At 37.3% G+C, this 23,565-nt stretch carries 20 protein-coding genes; 8 read left to right on the top strand and 12 right to left on the bottom strand.

The window, feature by feature from the left end; genetic code table 11:
* The first annotated feature begins 965 nt into the window (after nt 1-965).
* From LG402_RS01165 to LG402_RS01145, 5 genes are all read left to right on the top strand, one after another.
* Nucleotides 966-1,820 carry a LysR family transcriptional regulator gene (locus tag LG402_RS01165; RefSeq protein ID WP_227336296.1) on the top strand — a complete coding sequence of 285 codons (855 nt, stop codon included), beginning with the start codon at nt 966-968 and terminating at the stop codon, nt 1,818-1,820.
* A 231-nt stretch (nt 1,821-2,051) separates the two neighbouring features.
* Nucleotides 2,052-2,573 (top strand): fimbrial protein, encoded by a 522-nt coding sequence (locus LG402_RS01160; protein WP_166540272.1) that lies wholly within the window; start codon nt 2,052-2,054, stop codon nt 2,571-2,573.
* 58 nt (nt 2,574-2,631) lie between these two features.
* A complete protein-coding gene (locus tag LG402_RS01155; protein ID WP_166540271.1) occupies nt 2,632-3,291 on the top strand; it encodes a molecular chaperone in 660 nt (219 codons plus the stop codon).
* Nucleotides 3,292-3,303: 12 nt separating this feature from the next.
* Nucleotides 3,304-5,829, top strand: a complete 2,526-nt coding sequence (locus LG402_RS01150) for a fimbria/pilus outer membrane usher protein (protein ID WP_227336295.1) — start codon at nt 3,304-3,306, stop codon at nt 5,827-5,829.
* 9 nt (nt 5,830-5,838) lie between these two features.
* Nucleotides 5,839-6,861 carry a fimbrial protein gene (locus LG402_RS01145; protein ID WP_208105161.1) on the top strand — a complete coding sequence of 341 codons (1,023 nt, stop codon included), beginning with the start codon at nt 5,839-5,841 and terminating at the stop codon, nt 6,859-6,861.
* A 75-nt stretch (nt 6,862-6,936) separates the two neighbouring features.
* Here LG402_RS01145 and yigL read toward each other — a convergent pair whose 3' ends face one another.
* The 4 genes from yigL to pldA all read right to left on the bottom strand — a co-directional run bounded on the left by yigL (nt 6,937) and on the right by pldA (nt 11,592).
* Nucleotides 6,937-7,737, bottom strand: a complete 801-nt coding sequence (gene yigL, locus LG402_RS01140) for a sugar/pyridoxal phosphate phosphatase YigL (protein WP_166540268.1) — start codon at nt 7,735-7,737, stop codon at nt 6,937-6,939.
* 12 nt (nt 7,738-7,749) lie between these two features.
* On the bottom strand, nt 7,750-8,754 hold the full coding sequence (pldB, locus tag LG402_RS01135) for a lysophospholipase L2 (RefSeq protein ID WP_109410162.1): 1,005 nt from the start codon (nt 8,752-8,754) through the stop codon (nt 7,750-7,752).
* An 18-nt stretch (nt 8,755-8,772) separates the two neighbouring features.
* The gene (recQ, locus tag LG402_RS01130; RefSeq protein WP_109410163.1) at nt 8,773-10,602 is read right to left on the bottom strand and encodes an ATP-dependent DNA helicase RecQ; all 1,830 of its coding nucleotides are present in this window, start codon (nt 10,600-10,602) and stop codon (nt 8,773-8,775) included.
* A 114-nt stretch (nt 10,603-10,716) separates the two neighbouring features.
* On the bottom strand, nt 10,717-11,592 hold the full coding sequence (pldA, locus tag LG402_RS01125) for a phospholipase A (RefSeq protein WP_109410164.1): 876 nt from the start codon (nt 11,590-11,592) through the stop codon (nt 10,717-10,719).
* Nucleotides 11,593-11,824: 232 nt separating this feature from the next.
* On the opposite strand from pldA, the gene LG402_RS01120 reads away from it, so the two are divergent.
* Together LG402_RS01120 and rarD are read left to right on the top strand one after the other, a co-directional pair.
* Nucleotides 11,825-12,292, top strand: a complete 468-nt coding sequence (locus tag LG402_RS01120; protein ID WP_036939522.1) for a thioesterase family protein — start codon at nt 11,825-11,827, stop codon at nt 12,290-12,292.
* 145 nt (nt 12,293-12,437) lie between these two features.
* Nucleotides 12,438-13,331, top strand: coding sequence for an EamA family transporter RarD (rarD, locus tag LG402_RS01115; protein WP_166540267.1), 894 nt, complete (start codon nt 12,438-12,440; stop codon nt 13,329-13,331).
* A 9-nt stretch (nt 13,332-13,340) separates the two neighbouring features.
* Here the strand turns inward: rarD and LG402_RS01110 are convergent, their stop codons facing one another.
* The 7 genes from LG402_RS01110 to lptM form a co-directional block, all read right to left on the bottom strand.
* On the bottom strand, nt 13,341-13,733 hold the full coding sequence (locus LG402_RS01110; RefSeq protein WP_166540266.1) for a hypothetical protein: 393 nt from the start codon (nt 13,731-13,733) through the stop codon (nt 13,341-13,343).
* Nucleotides 13,734-13,879: 146 nt separating this feature from the next.
* Nucleotides 13,880-16,036 (bottom strand): DNA helicase II, encoded by a 2,157-nt coding sequence (uvrD, locus tag LG402_RS01105; protein WP_166540265.1) that lies wholly within the window; start codon nt 16,034-16,036, stop codon nt 13,880-13,882.
* 144 nt (nt 16,037-16,180) lie between these two features.
* Nucleotides 16,181-16,897, bottom strand: a complete 717-nt coding sequence (gene yigB / locus LG402_RS01100) for a 5-amino-6-(5-phospho-D-ribitylamino)uracil phosphatase YigB (protein WP_166540264.1) — start codon at nt 16,895-16,897, stop codon at nt 16,181-16,183.
* Nucleotides 16,897-17,820 (bottom strand): tyrosine recombinase XerC, encoded by a 924-nt coding sequence (xerC, locus tag LG402_RS01095; protein WP_166540263.1) that lies wholly within the window; start codon nt 17,818-17,820, stop codon nt 16,897-16,899. The genes yigB and xerC overlap by 1 nt, the downstream gene beginning before the upstream one ends.
* Nucleotides 17,817-18,527, bottom strand: a complete 711-nt coding sequence (locus LG402_RS01090) for a DUF484 domain-containing protein (protein ID WP_109410169.1) — start codon at nt 18,525-18,527, stop codon at nt 17,817-17,819. The genes xerC and LG402_RS01090 overlap by 4 nt, the downstream gene beginning before the upstream one ends.
* Nucleotides 18,528-18,552: 25 nt before the next feature.
* Nucleotides 18,553-19,377, bottom strand: coding sequence for a diaminopimelate epimerase (dapF, locus tag LG402_RS01085; RefSeq protein ID WP_227336294.1), 825 nt, complete (start codon nt 19,375-19,377; stop codon nt 18,553-18,555).
* A gap of 41 nt (nt 19,378-19,418) precedes the next feature.
* Complete coding sequence (gene lptM, locus LG402_RS01080; protein ID WP_166540261.1) at nt 19,419-19,586, bottom strand: LPS translocon maturation chaperone LptM; 168 nt, start codon at nt 19,584-19,586, stop codon at nt 19,419-19,421.
* A 79-nt stretch (nt 19,587-19,665) separates the two neighbouring features.
* On the opposite strand from lptM, the gene cyaY reads away from it, so the two are divergent.
* Nucleotides 19,666-19,983 carry an iron donor protein CyaY gene (gene cyaY / locus LG402_RS01075; protein WP_166540260.1) on the top strand — a complete coding sequence of 106 codons (318 nt, stop codon included), beginning with the start codon at nt 19,666-19,668 and terminating at the stop codon, nt 19,981-19,983.
* A 68-nt stretch (nt 19,984-20,051) separates the two neighbouring features.
* Here the strand turns inward: cyaY and LG402_RS01070 are convergent, their stop codons facing one another.
* A complete protein-coding gene (locus LG402_RS01070; protein WP_166540259.1) occupies nt 20,052-22,646 on the bottom strand; it encodes a class I adenylate cyclase in 2,595 nt (864 codons plus the stop codon).
* Nucleotides 22,647-23,565 lie beyond the last annotated feature (919 nt).

Below are 23,565 nucleotides of genomic sequence, written 5' to 3'. Positions count from 1 at the left end.
ATTTTTCTAACTAATGACCAATTTATCCAGAAAATAAAATGTCATTTTGGATAAGGTATTTAATTTACCTTAAGGTGAAATATATTTTGTCTTACCTTTATTATTTTACCGCTCTGTTAACGGAATCGGACTCCTAAATAAAATCAGCTTACAATTATTGATCTAAATCATGTCATTACGTTTTTATACTTAATTACACTCCTTAAATGAGTAGAAATTACTCTTTGTTGGTTTTTAGCTTTTAAATTATTATCGCTAACCGATCATTTTCCTTCCCTAAGTTAAATAAATTAAGTCATTTATAGCGTACAATACTTAACATCAGTATTTAAAATGCCAATAGCTTTACATAGTAGAACACTTCTGAATATCGATATTTAGCACTAAAAAATAGTCTAATTTGGATTAATAAACAGCAACTATCGTTAAAGGCAGTCTTATTTATCTTACTTTAATCACCTTAAATCAAATATAAAATATTTAACATTCTAAGTTTTAATGCTAAGAATGAATAAGAATAGATAAAAAATAAAAAGAAAAATAATTATAAATAATAAATTCACGATTATTTTAAAACAATAAAATTTAAAACATACTTAAATTAAAATCTATAACTTAATAAAAAATTAAATTAAAAATAAAAAATGAATAAACATCAACAATAATATAAATAGAAGATATTACTTATTGTTCCAAGTAACACCTTTTAGTTATATGGAAAAAATTAACGAAAAAGAATAAAAAAAACATGTCTAATTTATAAAATAAAAATCTTCAAATAAAAAATAATAAATACTTTTCTTAGAATTGTATTACTTATTAATAGATGACATTACAGATTATAATGTTAATATTTTTTAAACTTGATTTTAAAATGAGTATTACTACCTATTAACAATGCTAAGATATATTGCTAGCTTCATTTTTAATGAGTATTAAATAAACAATAATATAAAGGTTCCATTATGGAAAAATCCCGAACGACTCTCGATCAGTGGATTACCTTACAAGCTGTCGTTGACTACGGTGGCTTTGCTCAGGCCGCAGATGCATTACATAGAACACAATCATCAATTAGCTATACTATCAATAAATTAGAGCAGACTTTAGGCGTTGAGATCCTCTCTTTAGAGAAAAGGCGAGCGGTACTTACTCATGAAGGTAAAGTATTACTTGAACTCTCTAGAGAAATTACTGAAAAAGCGATTTCATTAGAAAAAGAGGCTAAAAATTTTTTATTTAACAATAAGTTAAAGATAAACATACTGATAGATCCTTTATATATTTCAGGTCTTTTCTGGAATAAAATTTCTCAATTTATTAAAGACAATAAACACTATGATATTAATATTCATAAAACAGCGCTTAGTAAATCAGATTTTTTAGCACAAAAAGATCAAGATTTGGTGATAACACATTACAATATAAAATCATTGCAACCCATTGATTTAGAAAGTATTAAAACAGTGTTAGTAACACATCCTAAGAGTGTTTTACAACATCTACAACATGATGAATTATCAAAGGAATTACAACAACATACTTATATTTCTTTACTCGCTAACAGCTCAGATGCCGATCATAATAACCAAATTATTCATGTTGGCTCTGTGGAAACAGCAATAAACTTTGTTAAGCAAGGCCTTGGTTATTCTCGACTTCCTTTAACGGTTGTTCAAGAAGAATTGAATAAAAATACGATTAAAAAATTAAATATACATAATGAAGATAAAGAATATAAGTTCTATCTTTATTTGAATAAAAATTCATTTTCAACAGGAGATATAACAAATTTATTATCTTTAATAAATAATAAATGACTATACCAAGATTTAATTTGTGACTAATTAAACATTATTTTTAATTTTAAAAACGAACATTAAATAATTTGATATAAAGACAAAAAAACTCATGTAAATCTTTATTAACTTAAATTTTTCGTGATGTTATATTTTATTGGCATATTTTATATGCGAATAAACCAATACTTAAATCTATACTTATAAATAAATTAAAAAGTAAAGATAATTACTTTTTATATAGGACCGTTCATGAGCAAATTAAATAAATCTCTCTATTTATTAGGGATGAGTCTCTCTCTACTTTCTGCACCTGCTGCTTTTGCATCGGGCACAATTAATTTTACCGGAGAAATAACAGATCAAGCCTGTACTGTGGATAGTTCTTCTAAAAATCTAACCGTAGATTTAGGAAAAGTATCATCAAAAAGTTTAGCGACTAAAGGTGAAGTTGCTGGCCTTAAAGACTTCACTATTAAACTAATTGATTGTCCTGTTGATACGACAGTCGCTGTCCGTTTTGGCGGGACTCGTGATGCAATTGATAGCGATATTTTAGCCATTGACCAAGTCTCTGGTGGCGCGACAAATGTGGGTATCGCTCTGTTTGAAAAAGATGCCGTATCTCAAATAAACTTATATGACGATTCAAAAGAAGTCGAAATCAAAGGAACTGAAATTAACTTAGATTATGTTGCACGTTACAAAGCAACAGCCCAAGCAACACCAGGCCCAGCAAATGGATCTGCTGTTTATAGCATCCAATATAAATAATAAAAACGAGGGTAATCCTTATTACCCTCTTATTTCCCTTAACTTTGTGGCGCCATTTATGAAAAAGAATATTTTTCTAACTCTATTTTTATTATTTTCTCTCATAACGGTAAGCCATGCTGCTGGAGTAAGTGTGGGGGGAACTCGATTTGTTTATAACGATAATGCTCGTGAAATAAGCATTCCTATTCTAAATACCGATAAAGAAAAACCTTATCTCATCCAAAGTTGGGTTTCTGCTTTTCAAGGCACAGAAAAACCCCCTTTTATTGCAACACCACCGCTTTTTCGTATTGAGCCTGATGGAACAGGAACTGCGCGTATTTCCTATACTGGTGAACCGTTAAATTCCAATACTGAAGTCGTCTATTGGCTTAATATAAAATCAATCCCACCTGTTGAAAAGAGCCCTGAGAATCAATTGCAACTCGTCATTAATTCTCAATTTAAACTCTTTTTACGCTCCCATGATATTGAGCCACTTAACTTTAATAACGTCGAATTATCAAAACAAAGCCAAGGCTTGGTGCTTAACAACAAAACACCTTATCACCTCACGATCAAACATATTTTTATTGATGACAAACGCTACCCTTACGACCCTTTAATTAACCCTTATCAAGAAGTCGTATTACTTAAAGAGAGTCCAATTGCTCAGAAAGTCACTGTGCAGTTTATTAATGACTACGGTGCAACTGTAGATAAAGTATTAAATTAAGAGTGTAGAGTTATGACTTTATCCATCATCGCATTACCTACAAAACGATTATCGGTATTTCCTACTGATAATCTCTATCGCCACTGTTTACTTGCCATGGCGATAGCCTCTATTTTATTTCCTTATCAGGTCATTGCTGAAGAGCAATTTAATCCTGATGCGCTCAATTTAGGAATAGAAAATCAGGTCGCGGATATTAATAGCCTTGATTATTTTTCTTATACTGGAGGACAACTTCCTGGTATCTATTCTGTTGATATTTATCTCAATAATAAATTAATCGATAATCGCCAAGTCCGTTTTATTTTTGATGAAGAAAAAAAGACACTAGCGCCAGAGCTCACCAAACAAGATTTATTAAATTGGGGAGTAAAAGAGTCTGCAACTTCGCAATTTAACCAGCAAGCGAGTACATCAACAGTTACCGATATTGCTAGCGTTATTCCAAATGCAAAGTATGAGTATGATTTTTCACGAGCACGTTTGTCGTTTTCTATACCACAAATTGCTTTATACAATTATGGGCAAGGCTATATTCCACCAGCACAATGGAACGATGGCATAAATGCTGCCTTTGTAAATTACACTTATCGTCAAAATCAGTATTGGTATCGTGACCAAAATAATAGTAACTCTATTTTCTTAGGATTACGTAGTGGTGTTAACGTGGGCGCTTGGCGTTTACGTAACCACAGTAACTACAATAAAAACAGTGATAATTCATCTCAGTGGAATAGCTTACAGACTTATGTTGAACGAGATATTCGTAGTTTAAAAAGTCGTTTAACTATAGGTGAAACCGCTTCTGATAATGATGTATTAGAAAGTATTCCTTATCGTGGTATTAAATTAGCTTCTGATGAAAGCATGTTGCCACAAAGCCAACGTGGATTTGCTCCCATCGTCAGAGGTATCGCGCAAAGTAATGCTGTTGTCACCGTTCGACAAAATAACAGCATTATTTATCAGACCTCCGTTCCACCAGGTGAGTTTGCTATTTCAGATTTATATCCCACTTCTTACAGCGGTGATTTACAAGTTACGATCGAAGAAGCCGATGGAACAACCCGTACCTTTTCACAACCTTTTTCTGCTGTTCCCATGATGCAACGCGCGGGTAGCTTAAAATACAGTGTAGATATTGGTAAATATCATGCAGACGCAGCAGCAAGAAAACCTAATTTCTTTCAAACCTCTGCTATTTATGGGCTTCCTTACAATTTTTCCATTTATGGTGGCACATTAATCTCTGCTGATTATCAAGCTTATGCATTAGGTACTGGGATTAATCTTGGCTATTTGGGTGCCGTTTCTGCGGACATTACTCACGCGAAAACAACCTTAATAAATGACAATGAAGCCCAAGGACAATCTTATCGTGTTCAATACTCAAAATATTTACCTGATACCAAAACGGGTTTTTCATTAGCTTCTTATCGCTATTCAACAAAAGATTATTACGATTTCTCAGCGGCTAATGAGCGATTTTCTCATCTCTATCGTAAGAAAAAACAGTTTCAGTTATCTGTATCGCAATCTTTAGGAGATATGGGCTATCTCTCATTAAATGGTTATCAACAATATTATTGGTATCAAGACAGAGTCGATCGCAATGTAAATGTGAGTTTTAATTCAAATTATCGTGCATTAAGTTATAGCGTCTCTTATGCCTATAACAAGCGTCAAGAAAATGGATTAGCCGATCAGATTTTATCTATTAACTTTAGTCTTCCATTTAATATTGCTCAGAATAACAACTGGTTAAGTTATCGCTATAACACCAGCAAACAAGGTGATTCTATTAGTTCAGTGAGTTTAAGTGGTACACAGTTAAAAGATAACAACCTGCAATATGATATTTCACAAAACTACAATCATTCTCGTCAAGAATACAGTGGCTCTGTTAATGGCAACTACAGTGCTTCTGGAGGCGAGATTAGTGCAGGTTACAATTACGACAAACGCTATCAATCAATAAATTGGGGCGCGACGGGTGCACTTTTGGTTCATCAAGGAGGGATCACCTCCTCTCGCACCATTTACGATTCTGCTATTTTAATTAAAGCAGAAGATATTGATAACTTAAAAGTCAGTAACGCGCAAAGCCTTTATACCAATGCACAAGGCTATGCCGTTATTCCGAATGTTTCACGTTATGAACGTAATAAAGTGACGGTTGATCCCTCTTCTTTAACGGGTAATAACGATGTTGAATTAATATCAACAACCGTTATTCCAACCAAAGGAGCAATTGTCTTAGCCGATTTCAAAGCAAGAAAAGGCGCTCGAGTACTTGCAAACTTACACTACAACGGAACACCACTGCCATTTGGTACCCAAGTTGAGATTTATAAAGATGACCAAGTGCTTTCAAGTGGGATTGTAGCCAATGATGGTGAAGTTTTCTTAAATGGCGTACCTGAACGTAGCCAACTACGTGCTAAATGGGGCAATAGTGCTGTCGAACAGTGCCAAACAGCATTAAATGTGGATCTTGCCTTAGAAAAAATCCAATTTTTACAACTTGAATGCAGATAGGTGAGCACAATGAATAAATATATAACTCTTGGTTGTCTGTCTGCTGTTTTGTATACATCAACCACATTTGCAGAGTTTAGGGCAGACCTTACCACTAAAACAGTCACCTATTCTGCTCCCATTTATGTCTCACGTTCAGCACCTATTTTAACCGAAGTCGCAACGATTAATTTAGGAACTGTGAATGCATGGACTTGGTGGAATCTCTCCGGTGGTGCAGTAAGACCAGGGATTTATTTACCAGGCTCTTTTAATGCATCAAGCCCAAGAGTCAATGGCGCTTATGTCAAAGAGCTTAACAGCAGTGGTGTAGGTTATACCTTACATGGCACCATTAGTGGGAGTTGTAGTGGCTCTGCTTATGTCGATGGTCAGCAAAATATTGATGGTAACTACAGTAATCGCCTTATTTGCTCAACTAATGCGACCAGCGGTAATTATTCTGTGTCATTAGAAATGAAGCTTTATAAATTACGAGATAATGTGAAATCACAAACGATCCCAGCGTCATGGGTCGCAATGCTTATTCTCTACAATAATGGCTTTATTACCAGTGACTATGTAGGAAAAAGTGAACCTAAAATTAATCTATCATCTTTAAACATCATCTCTAGTGGCTGTGATGTTGTGAATAATAATATTAATGTGCCACTGGGTGCAGTACCTAAATCGAGTTTTAATGGTGTTGGCTCTGTCAGCCCAGAGAGTATCAAAGATTTTAATATTAATTTGAGTTGTGATCCGGTTTCACCAATTAAGATCCGATTTGATGGTGTTGCTGATGACCAACAAACAACTGGAACCATTGGTTTAAGTAACCCAACAGACAGCAATACCGCTAAGGGTTACGGTATCCAAGTTAAATATAAAAATCAGCCTATTAAGCTGGGGCAATTAATTACTGTGAGTGAAAAAAATAACGCCGCAGGCAGTTATTCTATTCCTTTAGAGGCAGGATATATCCAAACATCTAATACAACGAGTGCAGGCAAAGCAAATGGAACATTGCAGTTTACGATGCAATACCACTGACGAAATGTAGATAGATTTAAAAAGAACAAAGAACAAGGCGAACAACATTTTGTTCGCCTTGTTCTTTAGAAGGGATCACACTTGGTATAACTTGCGTAAATAATGAGGAACTGCTTCATCCGCATTAGCACCAATGACTTCCATATTGGGTAGCAGATCTTTTAATGCCTGATGGGCATTTTCCATAATGCAACCTTTACCCGCTATCTTGAGCATCTCTTTGTCATTCATACCATCACCAAATGCGATAGCATCTTTCGCTGAGTGTTGCATCAGTTCAGCCACTTTCTCTAGTGCCTCACCTTTAGATACGCCCCCTGCCATCACTTCTAAGCAATTACGCAGTGAGAAACTCACATTGACCTTATCACCCCAACGCTGATTAATTTCATTCTCTAGCTTCAGTAATAGCTCATGATCTTCAGAGGTGAAAAAGACCTTACAGACATTGGTAGTCGGGAATCCGGTTTTACAATATAATTCATAGCTAAAGTCTGATTCTCGAAAAAACTCACAAGCCCCCGGCATCTCTTTATTAACATACCAGTAGTCACCAGCATAAATATTAGTTTCAATTTCAGGGTGATCAAAAACCATAAGAGCCAAGTCATAAGCGATTTCAGGCTCAAGATCTTGGCTAAAAATAAGGTCACCATGCGTGTTATGCACTCTTGCACCATTAGACGTTATCATATAAGCGTTAATGCCTAACCCGTCACGAATTTGAGCAACATCAACATGATGACGACCCGTTGCAAATACAAAATGCACCCCTTTATTAATAAGTAGGTGTAGTGTTTCTTGCGTATAGGGAGTTAATACATGATTAGGTGATAACAACGTGCCATCAAGATCTGAAGCGACTATCGAATACATACACATTCCTGATTAAAATAAATGCTTATCATAAAACTCACAGATTTCATTCAATGCTTGTGAGCGTAGCTTATCTATTTCGAACAAGATTTCATGATGCGCACCCTTAATCACCAGTGGCAATTTTTGCTTTTCTTCTCTTGTTCTGGACTGACTATAACGTTCACAGAAAGCCCTTAGCTCTTGATTATCCACCACCTTGTCATGCTCAGCTTCAAGCACTAATAAAGGGGTATCAATCTCTCCCGCATGTTCAATTAACCAATCCCCTGTTTGTAGGCTTTCTCCTATCCAATGATAAGTAGGACCACCTAATCGTAACTCAGGATAATCAGCGTAATAACGTAAATAACGACGGTATCGTTCATGGCTATGTGTTAACACATTAAGAATAAAAGGCAGTGGAAACCATTTACCTGTTGATACTGCGTAGTTATTTCTTTCAGATTGACTTTGTTCTGCTCGATTAACTAAAAAATTAGCTACCCAGCGAGGTATCGGTAAATTAATACCAAACATCGGCGCACTTAATGCGGCTGCTTTAAAAACATGAGGATGTTTTAGAAGATATCCCGCTAAGATAGCACCCCCCATTGAATGGGCTAATGCAAAATAATGTTGGTATTGATAAGGCAACACTATCGTATCAATGAATGTTGAGAAGTCATCAATATAATCACTGAATTTTTCTACATGACCTTTTTGTGTATCTTCTAATAGTCGGCCTGACAGGCCTTGCCCTCTATGATCAAGCAAAAAGACATCGTAGCCAATATGGAAAAAATCAAATGCAACTTCAGGATACTTTACATAGCTTTCACTACGGCCTGAAGAAATTACTAGTGCTTTATTGTGCGATGCTGAACGCCAATGAACATAACGGATCTTTACGCCATCAACGCCCGTAAACTCACCTTCTTCACGCTGGTTCCAAAAATCCAACAAAGTGCCATTCGTAAAAGCAGAAAACTGCTTTTCACGAGATAACCACGAATGTTTAAAAAGAGTGGTTGTCATTGGCTCTCCTTGTTGGCGTTATTCGAAGCCCTCAATATGGTCACGGATCAGTGTCATAAAAGCGGGTCCAAATCGTTCTAATTTTCGTTGACCGACACCGTTTATTAATAACAACTCATCAGGATAAACAGGGCATTGCTCTGCCATCTCTATCAATGTGACATCATTAAAGACCACAAAGGGCGGAATATTTTCTTCATCAGCAATAGATTTACGTAATTTACGTAGTTTCGCAAATAATTTTCTATCGTACTGTCTATGTGCATTTTTTGTTTGTTGATTACGGCTTTTTGTTGGGCTTAATAATCTAGGCACGGCTAATTGTAATGGAACTTCACCTCGTAAGATGGGTCTTGCCATCTCAGTAAGCTGTAATGCAGAGCGGTGTACAATATTTTGTGTCACCATCCCTAAATGAATAAGTTGGCGTATCACGCTCACCCAATGTTCATGACTTTGTGCTTTACCAATACCATAAACAGGTAATGTATCGTGCCCTGCATCGCGAATACGTTGATTATTCGCTCCTCTTAATATTTCGACAATATAACCAATCCCAAAGTGTTGCCCCGTACGATAAATGCAGGATAAAGCCTTTTGCGCATCGACCAATCCATCATATTGTTTAGGAGGATCAAGACAAATATCACAGTTACCACAGGCATTTTGTCGATGTTCATCGAAATAATTAAGGAGTACTAGTCGTCGGCATGTTTGTGCTTCAGCAAATGCCCCCATTGCGTTGAGCTTATGCATTTCAATCGCTTTTTGGTCACTTTCTGGCTTTTCATCTAAACAACGACGCAACCACGCCATATCAGCGGGATCGTAAAATAATACGGCTTCCGCAGGTAATCCATCTCGCCCTGCTCGCCCAGTTTCTTGGTAATAAGATTCAATATTACGGGGTATATCAAAGTGAACCACAAAACGCACATTAGGCTTGTTTATCCCCATTCCAAACGCAACGGTTGCAACCACAATTTGCAAATCATCACGCTGGAACGCCTCTTGCACTTTGGCTCGCTGTGTCATTTCCATTCCGGCATGATAACCCGCAATACTCAACCCTCGCTTACTGAGTCGCTCTGCGGTTTCTTCTACTTTACTGCGGCTATTACAGTAAATAATGCCTGACTTTCCTTTTTGACCACGAATAAAGAGCCAAAGTTGATCAAGTGGCTTGTATTTCTCAACTAAAGTGTAGCGGATATTCGGCCTATCAAAACTGCTGATATGAATTAAAGGATCATGCAAGACTAGCTGATTTATAATGTCATAACGCGTTGTGTTATCTGCTGTTGCTGTCAGTGCAACAATTGGAACATCGGGGAGATATTGCCTTAATAATCCAATTCCTCGATATTCAGGGCGGAAGTCATGCCCCCACTGTGAAATACAGTGCGCTTCATCAACAGCTAACAATGCAGGTTTCCACTGCACTAATTGGTGAAGAAAACTCTCCATCATCAAACGTTCAGGAGCAATATATAGCAGTTTTATTTCACCCTTTTGACAACGCACTTGAACATCAAGTTGCTCTTCACGGGTTTGTGTTGAGTTTAAATAAGTAGCTTCAATGCCATGAAGGCAAAGCTGATCGACTTGATCTTTCATCAAGGAAATCAAAGGCGACACAACGACGGTTAATCCATCTAACAATAATGCCGGGATTTGATAGCAAAGGGATTTTCCACCCCCTGTTGGCATCACAACAAGGCAATCACGTCCTGTTGTAATAGTATGGATGATCTCTTGCTGACCAGGACGAAATTGCTGATAACCAAAGGTTTCTCGCAAAATAGTCTGTGCTGATGGCATTGAATTAAGAACTTCTGCTGTGGACACGCCGTTCCTCTGAAAAGCTGCTGATAAAAACTATGATGAGGAGTCAAAGAAAAGGCACCAATATGAAGGTGCCGTCATCATTTATAGCGTTATGCTACCCCAGAACGAGGAAAATTACAGCATATCATTCAGCATCACACCCACACCAACACGTGTCTGGCGAAAATTATAGTCAATCATCGATTCACCATAACCACTAAATACTTGGGTATAAAAGCGAACATGCTTAGTAATTGGATAGCTCCAACCTAATTCAGCAGCACCATAGCCACTGTTCCAGTTATAGCGCCCAGTAGCAGTGATCACACTCTCACCTAATCGATAACCTGCTTTTAAACGATAATAGCCCATGTAACGATTAATTTCTGGATTATCATCACGTTGTGCACTTTCGCTAAAACGATACCATGGTTTTAAATCGAGCTGAAAATTACCTTTTTGTGCCATAAATCGCGCATAAACTCGATTCCAACTACGAGATGTAGGATCTGAACGCCCATTTGACTCATGATTAAAACCTGTCTCAATTTCACGAAGTGTCCAACCTGCAAATTTATAGTCAGTAGCCCAACCTAGAAAGAGTTGTGGCTCATAGTTCGTCTCACGGAAAGGTGCTGATTCTTTCTTATTACTTAATTGCCACCAAGAACGTTGGGTATAAGACGCCGCTAACACAGAGTTTTCACCCGCAATACCACGCCATAAAGGAAAGGCCAAACTGAGCTGAAATTTCACCTCATCTTTTTTAGCCTTATTACCCCAATCATAACTTTGGATAGCCTCTTTATTCATATCAGAGGTATCAGTGTAAATAATGTAATTGGATTCATAAGGATAAAGAACAAAAGGTGAGTCGTATTCTTGTAATAAACCGGAAATGATACTGCCCTGAACAAGCGGTGCAGGAGATGATGATGTTTGAATTTCGGATGCAAATCCCCATGCTGGATAGAATAAAGCCACCGCAAGTAAAGAACGGATGTAACGCATAGTTAATTATCCTGTTTCATTATTGAATAATATAAAAGTTAGTACTTACTTTGGAATTAGTTCTTATAAATGTGCTTTATTACACTTAAGCCACCATATTTTACACGTAATCGCCATTAAATCTCGTATATTTTTACACCATTATATTTATAGCACGAATGGGAAATTACGGTTTCGTCATGTATTATTAACATTATATTAACTTTATGACGTGATATCGGAGATCCTAAAAATGGAAAAGCAGCTAACATTAGAAGAGGCTCAAACCTTAATTGGTCATGTTTTTGTATATAAAATGCCATTTAACCAGTTGATTGGTTTGGAGTTAGTTCGTTTTGAACAAGATTACGCAGAAATTCAATTCCGCTACCAAGATAAATTGGTCGGTAATATTGCTCAACGTATTTTACATGGTGGCCTAATTGCTTCAGTGCTTGATGTTAGTGCAGGATTAGTTTGTGTTGGTAATGCATTAACACGTTTAGCTCCTATATCCCAAGAGCAGTTAGAACAGAAACTCGCTAAAATGGGTACGATTGATTTACGGGTTGATTATTTACGACCTGGACGTGGGGAATGTTTTACTGCAAGTAGCCATATCTTGCGCAGTGGCAATAAAGTCTCTGTTGCTCGTGTTGAATTACATAATGAAAAACAAGTTCATATAGCAAGTGGGACAGCAACCTACATTGTGGGTTAAGTCTTTGTTAAAATTCATTGTGCGCTATGATGCTTAGAATGTTATTAATTACTTGTAAAAATACATGCCTAATGACACATTAGATAATGTCATTGGGTATGATAACCCCGTCACACATTTCCTTTCCATCAATTCCAGAGATAGCATGAACCAGAAAAACACGATGAAAGGCGTTTTATGTGCCTTAGGCGCCTATTTGATCTGGGGTATTGCCCCTGTCTATTTTAAAAGCATTCAAGAAGTGCCCGCTGAAGAGATCCTCACACACCGTATCCTATGGTCATTCTTTTTTATGTTGATTTTAATGACGATTAGTCGTCATTGGCCTTATTTACGCCAATTAATACGTCAACCTAAAAAAATCCTACTTTTGGCACTAACAGCAGTCATTATCGCAACTAACTGGCTTACCTATATATGGGCCGTTAACCATGGCTATATGCTAGAAGCTAGTCTTGGTTATTTTATTAACCCCCTTGTTAACGTCTTGTTTGGTATGCTTTTCTTAAGCGAGCGTTTCCGTCGTATGCAATGGGTAGCTGTAGGTTTAGCCTTTACTGGGGTATTTATTCAGTTATGGCACTTTGGATCTGTACCCGTGATTGGTTTAAGTCTCGCTGTAACTTTTGGGCTTTATGGTCTACTGCGTAAAAAATTAGGTGTCGATGCACAAACAGGAATGTTAGTCGAAACATTATGGTTATTCCCTGTCGCGTTAATTTACATCTTATTTTTTACCCATTCGCCAACAAGCAATATGCTTGAAAACAGTTGGTCATTGAATACCTTGTTAATCGCAGCTGGTATTATTACAACTGTACCATTATTGCTCTTTACTGAAGCAGCTCATCATCTGCGTTTATCAACCTTAGGCTTCTTCCAATATATTGGCCCAACTTTGATGTTTATTCTTGCCACAATGGTATATGGCGAGCAAATTGATGCAGAAAGATTAGTGACCTTTGGTTTTATTTGGGTTGCCCTTATTTTATTTACCTTAGATGCACTCTATACCCAACGTCGTTTAAGACGCGGTTAATCCCAAAACTCACTCTTCCGCTAAATTACTAATCTGTATAAAAGCGGGAGAGCGTTTCTTCTTATTTTTCTTTAGCAAATGCACACTCTTTGAGAGTTCTTCTGCATGGCGATATGAACGCCTAAATAACGTAAACATTGCGTTATTAATCACTTGAATATGGTTAATCACAACACTGTAATTGAGATTGATACGAGGAACATAATCACGCTGGTGTCTCAATAATTTACAATACAAATCCTCTTCGAATTCATTGATAGATCCACTGGAATGGTAAGTATCACAAAGAACTTCCTCAGTATTTTCGATCAAAAACTCATAACTAGAAGAAGATACCGGAGAGGTTCGCGAGCTAGGCGATACAAAAGTGTAAGTGTGAAAAAAGATACTAGAAATTTTCATCAAATAATCCCATTAAATAAGAGTAGATAACAAGATTATTAAGCAACCAAATCAAACATCCCTTAAAAAAACACCCTTACTTATTTGATAGACAAGTAAGGGTGTTTTTTATATTAAGATAGTAACTGCTCACTTTAAATGACAACTTACTCTAGTCGAGCAAATGCAGCCACCAGCCATTTAATACCTTCGCCATTAAAAGCAATTTGTAATCGGCAATGCTCACCACTACCTTCGATATTAATAATGGTCCCATCACCAAATTTAGGATGTTTCACACGTTGTCCGAGTGAATACCCCGAATCATTACTGATAATTGGAGTACCTAAACGGCTATGATTAACAGGACGTGAAACCGTCGCACGTAAACGGACTTCTTCAACACACTCTTTAGGTAACTCACCAATAAAGCGAGATGGTCGATGACTCACTTCTTTTCCATATAGACGGCGGTTTTCAGCGTAAGTAAGCGTTAACTTTTTCATTGCACGAGTTACACCAACATAGGCCAAGCGACGCTCTTCTTCTAAACGCCCACCTTCATCTAATGACATTTGGCTTGGGAACATGCCTTCTTCAACACCCACAATAAAGACTTGTGAAAATTCAAGCCCTTTAGCTGAGTGAAGGGTCATTAATTGAACCGCATCTTGATACGCATCGGCCTGGCTTTCACCCGATTCTAATGCCGCATGTGAAAGGAACGCTTGTAGTGGCATCAAATCTTCGTCTTCATCTTGATAACTAAACTGACGAGTTGCAGTGACAAGCTCTTCTAAGTTTTCAATACGAGCTTGGGCTTTTTCACCCTTTTCTTGCTCATACATCGCTTTCAAACCTGAATCACGAATGATTCGGTCTGTCTGTACATGTAATGGCATATCTGCCGTTTCAGATGCTAATGTCTCAATTAACTCTAAGAATCTCTGTATTGCTGCTGTTGCTCGCCCTGCTAGCATTTTATGTTCGATAACCTGTAATGCACTTTCCCATAAAGTAATTTGGTTATCTCTTGCAACTTGGCGAACAATATCTAATGTTCTATCTCCAATACCTCGTGTCGGTGTATTCACAACACGCTCGAAAGAAGCATCATCATGGCGATTCGCAGTTAATCGCATATAAGAGAGTGCATCTTTGATTTCTTGGCGTTCAAAGAAACGTTGCCCGCCATAAATACGGTATGGCATTGCCGCTTGTAGTAATGCTTCTTCCATTATACGAGATTGGGCATTACTACGATAAAGAATGGCACAATCTGTCAGCGCGCCGCCTTCTTCTTGCCAGCGCTTAATTCGACTAACGACATAACGCGCTTCATCTAAATCATTAAAAGCACAATATAGTGAGATAGGCTCGCCTTCCGCACCTTCAGTCCAAAGATTTTTACCTAATCTATCACTGTTATTTGCTATTAGCGCATTCGCAGCTTTTAGAATATTGCTTGTAGAACGATAATTTTGCTCTAACCGGATAGTCTCTGCGCCAGGAAATTCATTTAAGAAGTTTTGAATATTCTCAACTTGTGCACCACGCCAACCATAAATGGATTGGTCATCGTCGCCTACAATCATCACTTTACCCGTTTGACCCGCCAGCATTCTAATCCATGCATATTGAATACGGTTAGTATCTTGGAACTCATCAACCAAGATATTAGTAAAGCGATTTTGGTAATGTTCTAAAATTTGTGGCTTATTCAACCAAAGCTCATGAGCACGTAATAAAAGCTCTGCAAAGTCCACCAGCCCCGCACGATCACATGCTTCTTGATATGCTTGGTACACTTTTAACCATGTTGTTTCAACAGGATTACCATAGGTTTGAATATGCTGAGGGCGTAATCCTTCATCTTTTTTACCGTTGATATACCACATTCCTTGTCGTGCAGGCCATTGTTTATCATCAAGGTTCATCGATTTAACAATGCGACGAATAAGGCGATATTGATCGTCACTGTCAATAATTTGAAAATCTTGTGGTAGGTTTGCATCGAGATAATGTGCGCGTAATAAACGATGAGCCAAGCTATGGAAAGTCCCAATCCACATACCGCCTTGACTGGTACCAATTAAATCTTCGATACGATGACGCATTTCTGCTGCCGCTTTATTGGTAAACGTCACAGCCATAATAGAAAAAGGGGAAGCTTGCTCAACAGATAATAACCAAGCGATACGATGTACCAATACGCGTGTTTTACCACTGCCTGCGCCAGCAAGCACCAACATATTTATGCGAGGTGCGGCCACGGCTTCGCGCTGTTTATCATTAAGGCCTTCTAGCAGATATGAGACGTCCATAATTACCAATCATTTAGTGAGGAAAATACTGTGGATATATACAGAAATAGTGAGTAAGCAACAAACTAACAGGATTTCATCCGTGATGCAAAGTAAAGCCTTTTTCAATTGCGTTTATCTCTGCCATTTTGATCTAATATCACGCTAAACCAATTCTATCAGTTTACTTAAATCTGTAATTTCAATATGTGGCATCACGCGAGTTTCACCTTCTTCAAACAAACTACGGTTATCAAGGTTAATCCAGCAAGCTTGTAATCCACTATTAACAGCACCTTCAACATCCGTCACAAGATGATCACCCACATGTAAAATTTGTTGATGAGGCACTTTTAAAAGCGTTGCCGCTTTATCAAACATATCAGAATAAGGTTTAGAGCGACCATCAGGGCCAGCTTTTAAAATATGTGAGAAATACTGCCCTAAGCCACAACTTAGCGGATTTGCATTACCATTTGTAATGGCAATTAACGGAATTTTTTCTGCTAATTGAGTGAGGACTTGATGTGTATTTTGAGGCACATTAATACGACTACGCCAATAAGCAAAATGCGCCATAATTTCATCTGCACCTTGCTTTGCTTTAGCTTCACTGTAGTTGTAATCTAACAACATATTCCTAGCAGCAAGCCAACGCCACTGTGTAATATCATGAAATATCTCTGGATTATTTTCTATAAGTGGCTTTTTATAGGCATTCACATCTTCTTGTGTGAAATGATTAAAACGTAGATCATATTGGCGAATAAAAGCCAGTGTCTCTTTTTCCGTTTTATCCATCACTGGCACATTGTCATACAGCGTATCATCTAGATCAAAAGTCATCGCTGCAATTGGCGTCAGAGTTCTGTAAAAGCGCATTATGATTTTTCTCTCTTAGCTCTCGGATGAGCAGCATCATAGACTTTCGCTAAATGCTGAAAATCTAAGTGGGTATAAACTTGTGTCGTTGATAAATTAGCGTGTCCTAATAACTCTTGTACCGCACGTAAATCACCGCTGGACTCTAGTAAATGTGTAGCAAATGAGTGGCGTAACTTATGAGGATTCACATGGCTATTTAGCCCTTGTTTTATCCCCCAAAGTTCAAAACGTTTTTGTACACTACGCACAGATAAACGCTTACCACTTTGAGTTGAGATAAAAACAGCCTTATCTTCTGGTGCATAAAGTTCTCGCATCGGAAACCAATTTTGTAACCATTCTATCGCTTTTCTTCCTAAAGGAACTTTACGCTCTTTACTCCCTTTACCTAATACACGCACTTCACCTTCATTCAGGTCAATATCGTTAATATTGAGATTAGTCAGCTCAGATAAACGCAAACCCGCACCATACATCACCTCTAGCATGGTTCTATCTCTGACAGAAAGGGGATCGTTTAAGTCGATATTCATTAATTGGTTTACTTCATCTACATCCATATTTTTAGGAAGATGACGACCTGATTTAGGTGTACGTATACCTTTCGCAGAATTAACATCCAGCATACCTTGTGCTACTTGCCAATCAAGAAAGCTACGTAACGCAGAAAAGCGCAAAGCTAAACTGGTCGGCTGTAACCCGCTTCGATGACTTTTTGCCAATAACATACGTACATGTTGGCTTTCAAGTGATTGCCATTGCGTTATTTTTATCTCGACCATCATTTGCACTAAGGCCATCAATTGGCGATGGTAGTTTTCTACCGTTACAGGACTTAATCGGCGTTCAACTTGAATGTAACGCAGAAATTGCTCAATAGCCGTGGTGAGTGTTTCTGGAAGATCGCTGGGTTGACTCATTGTCTTGCCACCCAACGTGTTAATAATTCCGGTAAGATATGGGCTAATTTATCCAACATGACGGTTCCCATTCCTTCCTGAAAATGTTGATTATCTCGACTATTAAAAATAATCACACCTAAATCACCATAATGTCCTAATAATGAGAGAGCAACCGAACCAGAACGCCGTACGTTAGGCATCAACAACATGATCTCTTGTCCATTGAGCATACCTAAATAGTGATTATCATCACCCATACGCTGAATGCGGAAGTGTTCAAAAGCTTGACGAGAGAGAGCAAGCGCTTGTGCATCTAAAGGTGGTTGTAATTGCCAACGATCAGTAAATAAACGCAATTGAACAGAGTACAGACCTAATCTTTTAGCCCAGAGGTTTAAACGCTCTAACATTTCATTGAGAGAGTCACTGCTGGATAATTCAGAAATTAATAACAAGAGTTGGCTAAACAAAGATTCATTCTCAGAAGCTTGCTCTATTAATAAACGCATATCTTCTTCAAGATAGTGAATGCGATTACGTTGGCGTGACATTATCCACTCAACTAATGAGACAGTACCTCTAACGGGATGAGGAACTTGCATTTGCTCAATGTAACTTGCATTACGGATAAAAAAACCAGGATGCTCTGTGAGGTAACGAACCACTTGTTGATCATTAAGTTCGTTTGTTTCAGGGCAACAGAACTGCTCATTTTTATCCGTCATACAGATAGCCTCTCAAAAAATAATATTATAGCTGGATGATCCCATCATAAATATGTGTCGCAGGCCCGGTCATATAAAGAGGGTTACCCACTCCTTTCCATTCGATAAACAGCGATCCACCAGGCAACGTGACTTTCACTCGTTTATCTAATAAACCTTGTGAAATACCGATCGCAGCAGCAGCACAAGCTCCGCTACCACATGCATTAGTTTCACCCGCACCACGTTCAAATACTCGCAAATGAAGGTTATTCCTGTCTACGATTTGCATAAACCCAATATTAGCACGTTCAGGGAAACGTTCATGTTGCTCTAATACTGGCCCTAATAATTCCACTTCGGCTGTTTTGATATCTTCAACCTGAATAACACAATGGGGATTTCCCATCGAAACTACACCACATAATACAGTACGTTCCATTGCCCTGATAATATAGGTCTTTTCCGCTTTTTGTGCACGAAAAGGGACTTTTTGAGGATCAAACTCAGGCTCCCCCATGTTGACGCACACATCATCATTATCCATAACGTGTAAGGTCATTCTGCCGGACTGTGTACTGACTTTTATCTCTCTTTTATTTGTAAGCCCTTTTAGTCTCACAAATCGAGCAAAGCAACGCGCACCATTACCGCATTGTGCAACTTCACTTCCATCCGCATTAAAAATACGATAATGAAAATCAAGCTCAGGATCATAAGGCGCTTCAACCACTAACAATTGATCAAACCCAACACCAGTATGACGATTAGCTAATCGACATATCAATTCTGGTGAAAAATAAACATTTTGGGTCACGGCATCGACCACCATAAAGTCGTTACCAAGACCATGCATTTTTGAAAATTGCATCTTGCCCCTGCCTGAAACGAAATTACCGTTTCTAAGATTGACTAATTGGTCTGAGTTGAGGTGCTCTCAACTTGCTGGGTTGGCTGGGATGACTGCGTCATTTTTGCCTGAGTATCTTCAGGAGGGAAATAAAGAGGGCCTTTCAAGCCACAACCCGAAAGAGAAATCAGTGTTATTATAGCAAGAGTGCAACGTAAATACGTTTTCATTCGAAATCTGCCTGTCATTTATTTGGTTAATATCCTCTATAATCGCAGTTAGATCTCGAAAAGCAAATAGGAAATGAAGATGAACGACAGTGAATTTCACCAATTAGCTGACGAACTCTTGTCAGAAATAGAACAAACTATTGATAATTATGAAGGTGACGCAGATATTGATTGTGAAATCAATGGCGGTGTAATGACATTAACCTTTGAAAATAATAGCAAAATCATTATTAATCGTCAGGAAGCGTTTCATCAAATTTGGTTAGCGACACGCTCTGGTGGTTATCACTTTGATTGGAAAGATGATCAATGGATTTGTGATAGAAGTGGTGGTGAATTTTTAACCATGCTAGCACAAGCAATAACAGAACAAAGTGGGGAAGTGTTTTCTTTCTAAGAAGCCCAGTTAATTACAATAATGGGAGCTATCAAAGCTCCCATTATTGTTTATAGACCTATACTCAATTAAGAGTGTTGCACAGCTTTATAATCTGTAAATCCGTGGGCAACAACATTCATCTCAGGTTGAGCCTCTTTATTACCTAGATCGGATAATTTACCAAATGATCCGCCAGCAAAAGGTAACACTTGTGTTGATCCTTCCACTTTCACAATTTGATAAAACTGCGGCAAGTTAAAATTAATAAAGCTTGAGCCATATGTGAATCGATCATGAGAGGAAGAGTAAAAGCGGCTAACATCTTTCACTAACTCTTCTTTGCTTCCTTCACAATGGGAATAAATTTCGACACGATTTGCTTCATCTAAAATATAGATATTAAAGACATTATTATCTTCTGTAGTTTCAAAGAAGAACTGGATAATCCCTTCACACGCAAAACCATCAATGACCGCAGGTAAATAACGAGCATCTTTATCCAGCTTAACAGGCAATCCATGAAGTTTGTTATATGAAATTGCACCATAAAACTCGATAGCATTTTCTAATTTTTGCACCGACACATTTAGGCGCTCAAAAAATAAACCCCAAGTTTGTCCAGCAATACGTAAAGCTTTAAAACGTCCCGGCTCTAAACGATTCGTTGATAAACGTAGCTCAATACATTCTGATACTAACTGTTGCACGCGGGTACGAATTAAACCTCGTAGATGTTGGCTATAGCAGAATACTTCAACAGAGGCCGGTGGCGCCGCATCTTGGTGCATTTTACCTAAAATCGTTTTTAACGATTCCAACATAGATTGTGTGCCACTGAAATGAAGAGTTCTTACCTCATTCCAAGAGTTGCGGTACAACAAATCAATGCTACCAATAAGACATTGCTCTTTTTCACCAAAGCTAAAAACATCCAATTTTCTAAAATCAAAGTGAACCACTTGATCAGAAAAACTTTCTGTTGGATCTGTTTCCAAATTGACAATAATGGCTAGATGTCTAATTTCGCAAGGGCTATACAATGCTTTTGGTGTTGGAGCTGGTAAACGAATAGGGAAATGGCTCGACATATCCCTGACTAATTCATGTAGTTTAATTTCATCACAAGAGGAATCCCCTTGATGAATATAAACACGAGATCCTTTTGTTAACAGCCCATTAAAATAAGACCACGCCACTAATTTATTTAGGTAGCGGTTATATTCTAATGGTTGATGCCCAACGATATTTTCAAAATCAGGGGCACGATTATATAAATACCATCCGCTACGATTTGCTCGGCCTTGTGGTACATAAATAAAGGTTAAATGTGACTCTGATAAATCAGGTGATATTTGCGGATTAACCAGTGTTACTTTACCAGGCAATGCTTCGAATGCCGCATAAAGTTTACGTGTTAATACACCAATATCTTGTGGGCTTGCACTGACACTCAAATTATTGCGACGCGCAAAACGGATAAGATTACGATAGCTTTGCATCATCGTATCTAATAGTTCATTGTGCGCATCACGTACTCGCTCGATTTTCCAGCTATCACGGGTATCGAGTATCGTTAACCGTTCGTTATCCCATTGCCACTGAGTCACTAATTGAGATAAGACTTGTCGTCTCCAACCTTCGGATTCATTTTGTGTTTTTTCGTTAGATAATTTTTCACACACTTTTAGGTAGAAACAGCGACGGATAAGATCAAGGCGGGTTAAATCATTGATAGAAACTAAATAACGCGTAACACGCTCAAGCATCATACAATAAGCATCTAAACCGTAATTGACGATTTCACCACGGTGAAGATGTTGCTTCATCTCTAATGCCAGCAGTTTTCCATTAGGATAATCCGCGGAATAAGCTTCTAATAAAATACTTTTTAATACCGCTTTATATGGCGAATCAACGCTTTTATAAAGCTGCCATAAACTTGCACCAAAATACTCTTCGGCTGAAAGTTCACCTAACCCCCCCAAATCTAACCACTCATTGGGTGTTAATACGCCCTGAGCATAAAGGGAGTTAACATATTCATCATAATGGTGTTCTTCTTCTACTGGCACCATCGTCCATAGCAAGCGTTTACCTGCAAGACGTACCGCAGTACGGTAAAATTCGTCAAGTAAAAGAATATGTTGAGTAGAACCACAATCCTCTCCACCTAAGCTACCGCTTGCATGATGGCGAAATCTATTTTCATCGATTAAGAAAAATGTAACGTCAATGCCTAGCTCACCAGCCCACTGTTCAATCAGTTGGCACTTGCGTTGTAAAAGCGCACGCTCGTCCTGATCCAGCCATGATTGATGGCAGACCCAAATATCAATATCAGAGCAGTGACTTTGCCCAATAGAAGAAGTGCTACCCATCGAGTAGATGCCAGTAATTGGCAACTCTCCGCTGGCGTACCCTTCCATTGGCTCATCACATAATGCGTTAATCAGCTTATTGGCCCATTGACGTTGCATGTCATCAGGTTCAAAGAAACATGTACCGTGAGGAACATTTCCTTGTAGGTAGCCGGGTAACTCAGGATGGTGGTAATGCAATAAAACAGGAATTAAACCATAGACCTGTTTAAAAACATCACACATCGATGCAAATGCTCGTTCCAGTCTGAGTTGATTAATCGCATCCAGCCGTTGCTTCAGTGTTTCAATATAAAGATACAAGAGTTTCGCCTGAACAATACTAAGAAGATAGTAGAATCTGAGTTTATAAGTGACCGAGCTTGAGTTAATCCATTATTAATAGATAAAACTTTACTAACAAAATCTCGGAAACGTGATCAATTTAACACCTTGAGCGCAAGGCGTAAAGAGGAACTCAAAATATAGCACCAAGATCTAAAAACGATATTTAAGGGCTTAATCGTGTAAAGCTTCAATATTAATATGTTTATAATCATATAGATAAATCATTTTATTTGTGAAAAAAATGATAATAAAAATATTTCAATCCACCATTTAACCTACAAAAACCCCTGCTTACTTGATGATGAACAACAAAATAAATACTGACAAAACTTAGAAAATGACTAAAAAAATGAAAATAAAAATAACCACTTGATAAATATATATTTTTATTTTTCTTGTTGTTTTTTTTATTTTTACATTCAAATAATGAAATATTTTTTAGTATTAAAATAATAATATTTAAATAAATGTTTTATGTTCATTAAATATTTATTTACTTTAAATTTTAATTTATTTTTTTATTTTTTATTATTTCGCTTATTTTTATTTAATAATATTTTTGTTAAATTTTATCGTATATTTATATATGAAAAAATAATTACCAAAAAAACGTTATCTAAAATAATGGTTGTTTTATCAATGTGTTCAGATTAGGTATTACATTTATCTTATTTACCAACAACCAATTGTTAACAAAAATGGATCAATGTTTTATTTTTGTAAACAACCACACTCTTTATATAGATATAAAAAGAATAAAACTCAGAAAATAAATAAATTCATCGTAGTAGATCACTATTTTACTTATTTTTTATTTCCTTTTTCTTTTTTTCTTTTTCGATTAACCCTCTATTTCTTTCATTGTTATCACGACTCAAAGCGCCTTAACTGGAAA

Origin of the sequence: Proteus sp. NMG38-2 (genome assembly GCF_020640995.1) — a bacterium.
Taxonomy (GTDB): Bacteria; Pseudomonadota; Gammaproteobacteria; order Enterobacterales; family Enterobacteriaceae; genus Proteus.
The sequence above is the reverse complement of the archived record's forward strand: the minus strand, read 5'-3'. Positions and strand labels throughout refer to the sequence as shown.

Bases quoted from the DNA above. Each gene is read 5' to 3' on its own strand.
- LG402_RS01165 (WP_227336296.1), top strand. From the start codon at position 966: ATGGAAAAATCCCGAACGACTCTCGATCAGTGGATTACCTTACAAGCT.
- LG402_RS01160 (WP_166540272.1), top strand. From the start codon at position 2,052: ATGAGCAAATTAAATAAATCTCTCTATTTATTAGGGATGAGTCTCTCT.
- LG402_RS01155 (WP_166540271.1), top strand. From the start codon at position 2,632: ATGAAAAAGAATATTTTTCTAACTCTATTTTTATTATTTTCTCTCATA.
- LG402_RS01150 (WP_227336295.1), top strand. From the start codon at position 3,304: ATGACTTTATCCATCATCGCATTACCTACAAAACGATTATCGGTATTT.
- LG402_RS01145 (WP_208105161.1), top strand. From the start codon at position 5,839: ATGAATAAATATATAACTCTTGGTTGTCTGTCTGCTGTTTTGTATACA.
- yigL (WP_166540268.1), bottom strand. From the start codon at position 7,737: ATGTATTCGATAGTCGCTTCAGATCTTGATGGCACGTTGTTATCACCT.
- pldB (WP_109410162.1), bottom strand. From the start codon at position 8,754: ATGACAACCACTCTTTTTAAACATTCGTGGTTATCTCGTGAAAAGCAG.
- pldA (WP_109410164.1), bottom strand. From the start codon at position 11,592: ATGCGTTACATCCGTTCTTTACTTGCGGTGGCTTTATTCTATCCAGCA.
- LG402_RS01120 (WP_036939522.1), top strand. From the start codon at position 11,825: ATGGAAAAGCAGCTAACATTAGAAGAGGCTCAAACCTTAATTGGTCAT.
- rarD (WP_166540267.1), top strand. From the start codon at position 12,438: ATGAACCAGAAAAACACGATGAAAGGCGTTTTATGTGCCTTAGGCGCC.
- LG402_RS01110 (WP_166540266.1), bottom strand. From the start codon at position 13,733: ATGAAAATTTCTAGTATCTTTTTTCACACTTACACTTTTGTATCGCCT.
- uvrD (WP_166540265.1), bottom strand. From the start codon at position 16,036: ATGGACGTCTCATATCTGCTAGAAGGCCTTAATGATAAACAGCGCGAA.
- yigB (WP_166540264.1), bottom strand. From the start codon at position 16,897: ATGCGCTTTTACAGAACTCTGACGCCAATTGCAGCGATGACTTTTGAT.
- xerC (WP_166540263.1), bottom strand. From the start codon at position 17,820: ATGAGTCAACCCAGCGATCTTCCAGAAACACTCACCACGGCTATTGAG.
- LG402_RS01090 (WP_109410169.1), bottom strand. From the start codon at position 18,527: ATGACGGATAAAAATGAGCAGTTCTGTTGCCCTGAAACAAACGAACTT.
- dapF (WP_227336294.1), bottom strand. From the start codon at position 19,377: ATGCAATTTTCAAAAATGCATGGTCTTGGTAACGACTTTATGGTGGTC.
- lptM (WP_166540261.1), bottom strand. From the start codon at position 19,586: ATGAAAACGTATTTACGTTGCACTCTTGCTATAATAACACTGATTTCT.
- cyaY (WP_166540260.1), top strand. From the start codon at position 19,666: ATGAACGACAGTGAATTTCACCAATTAGCTGACGAACTCTTGTCAGAA.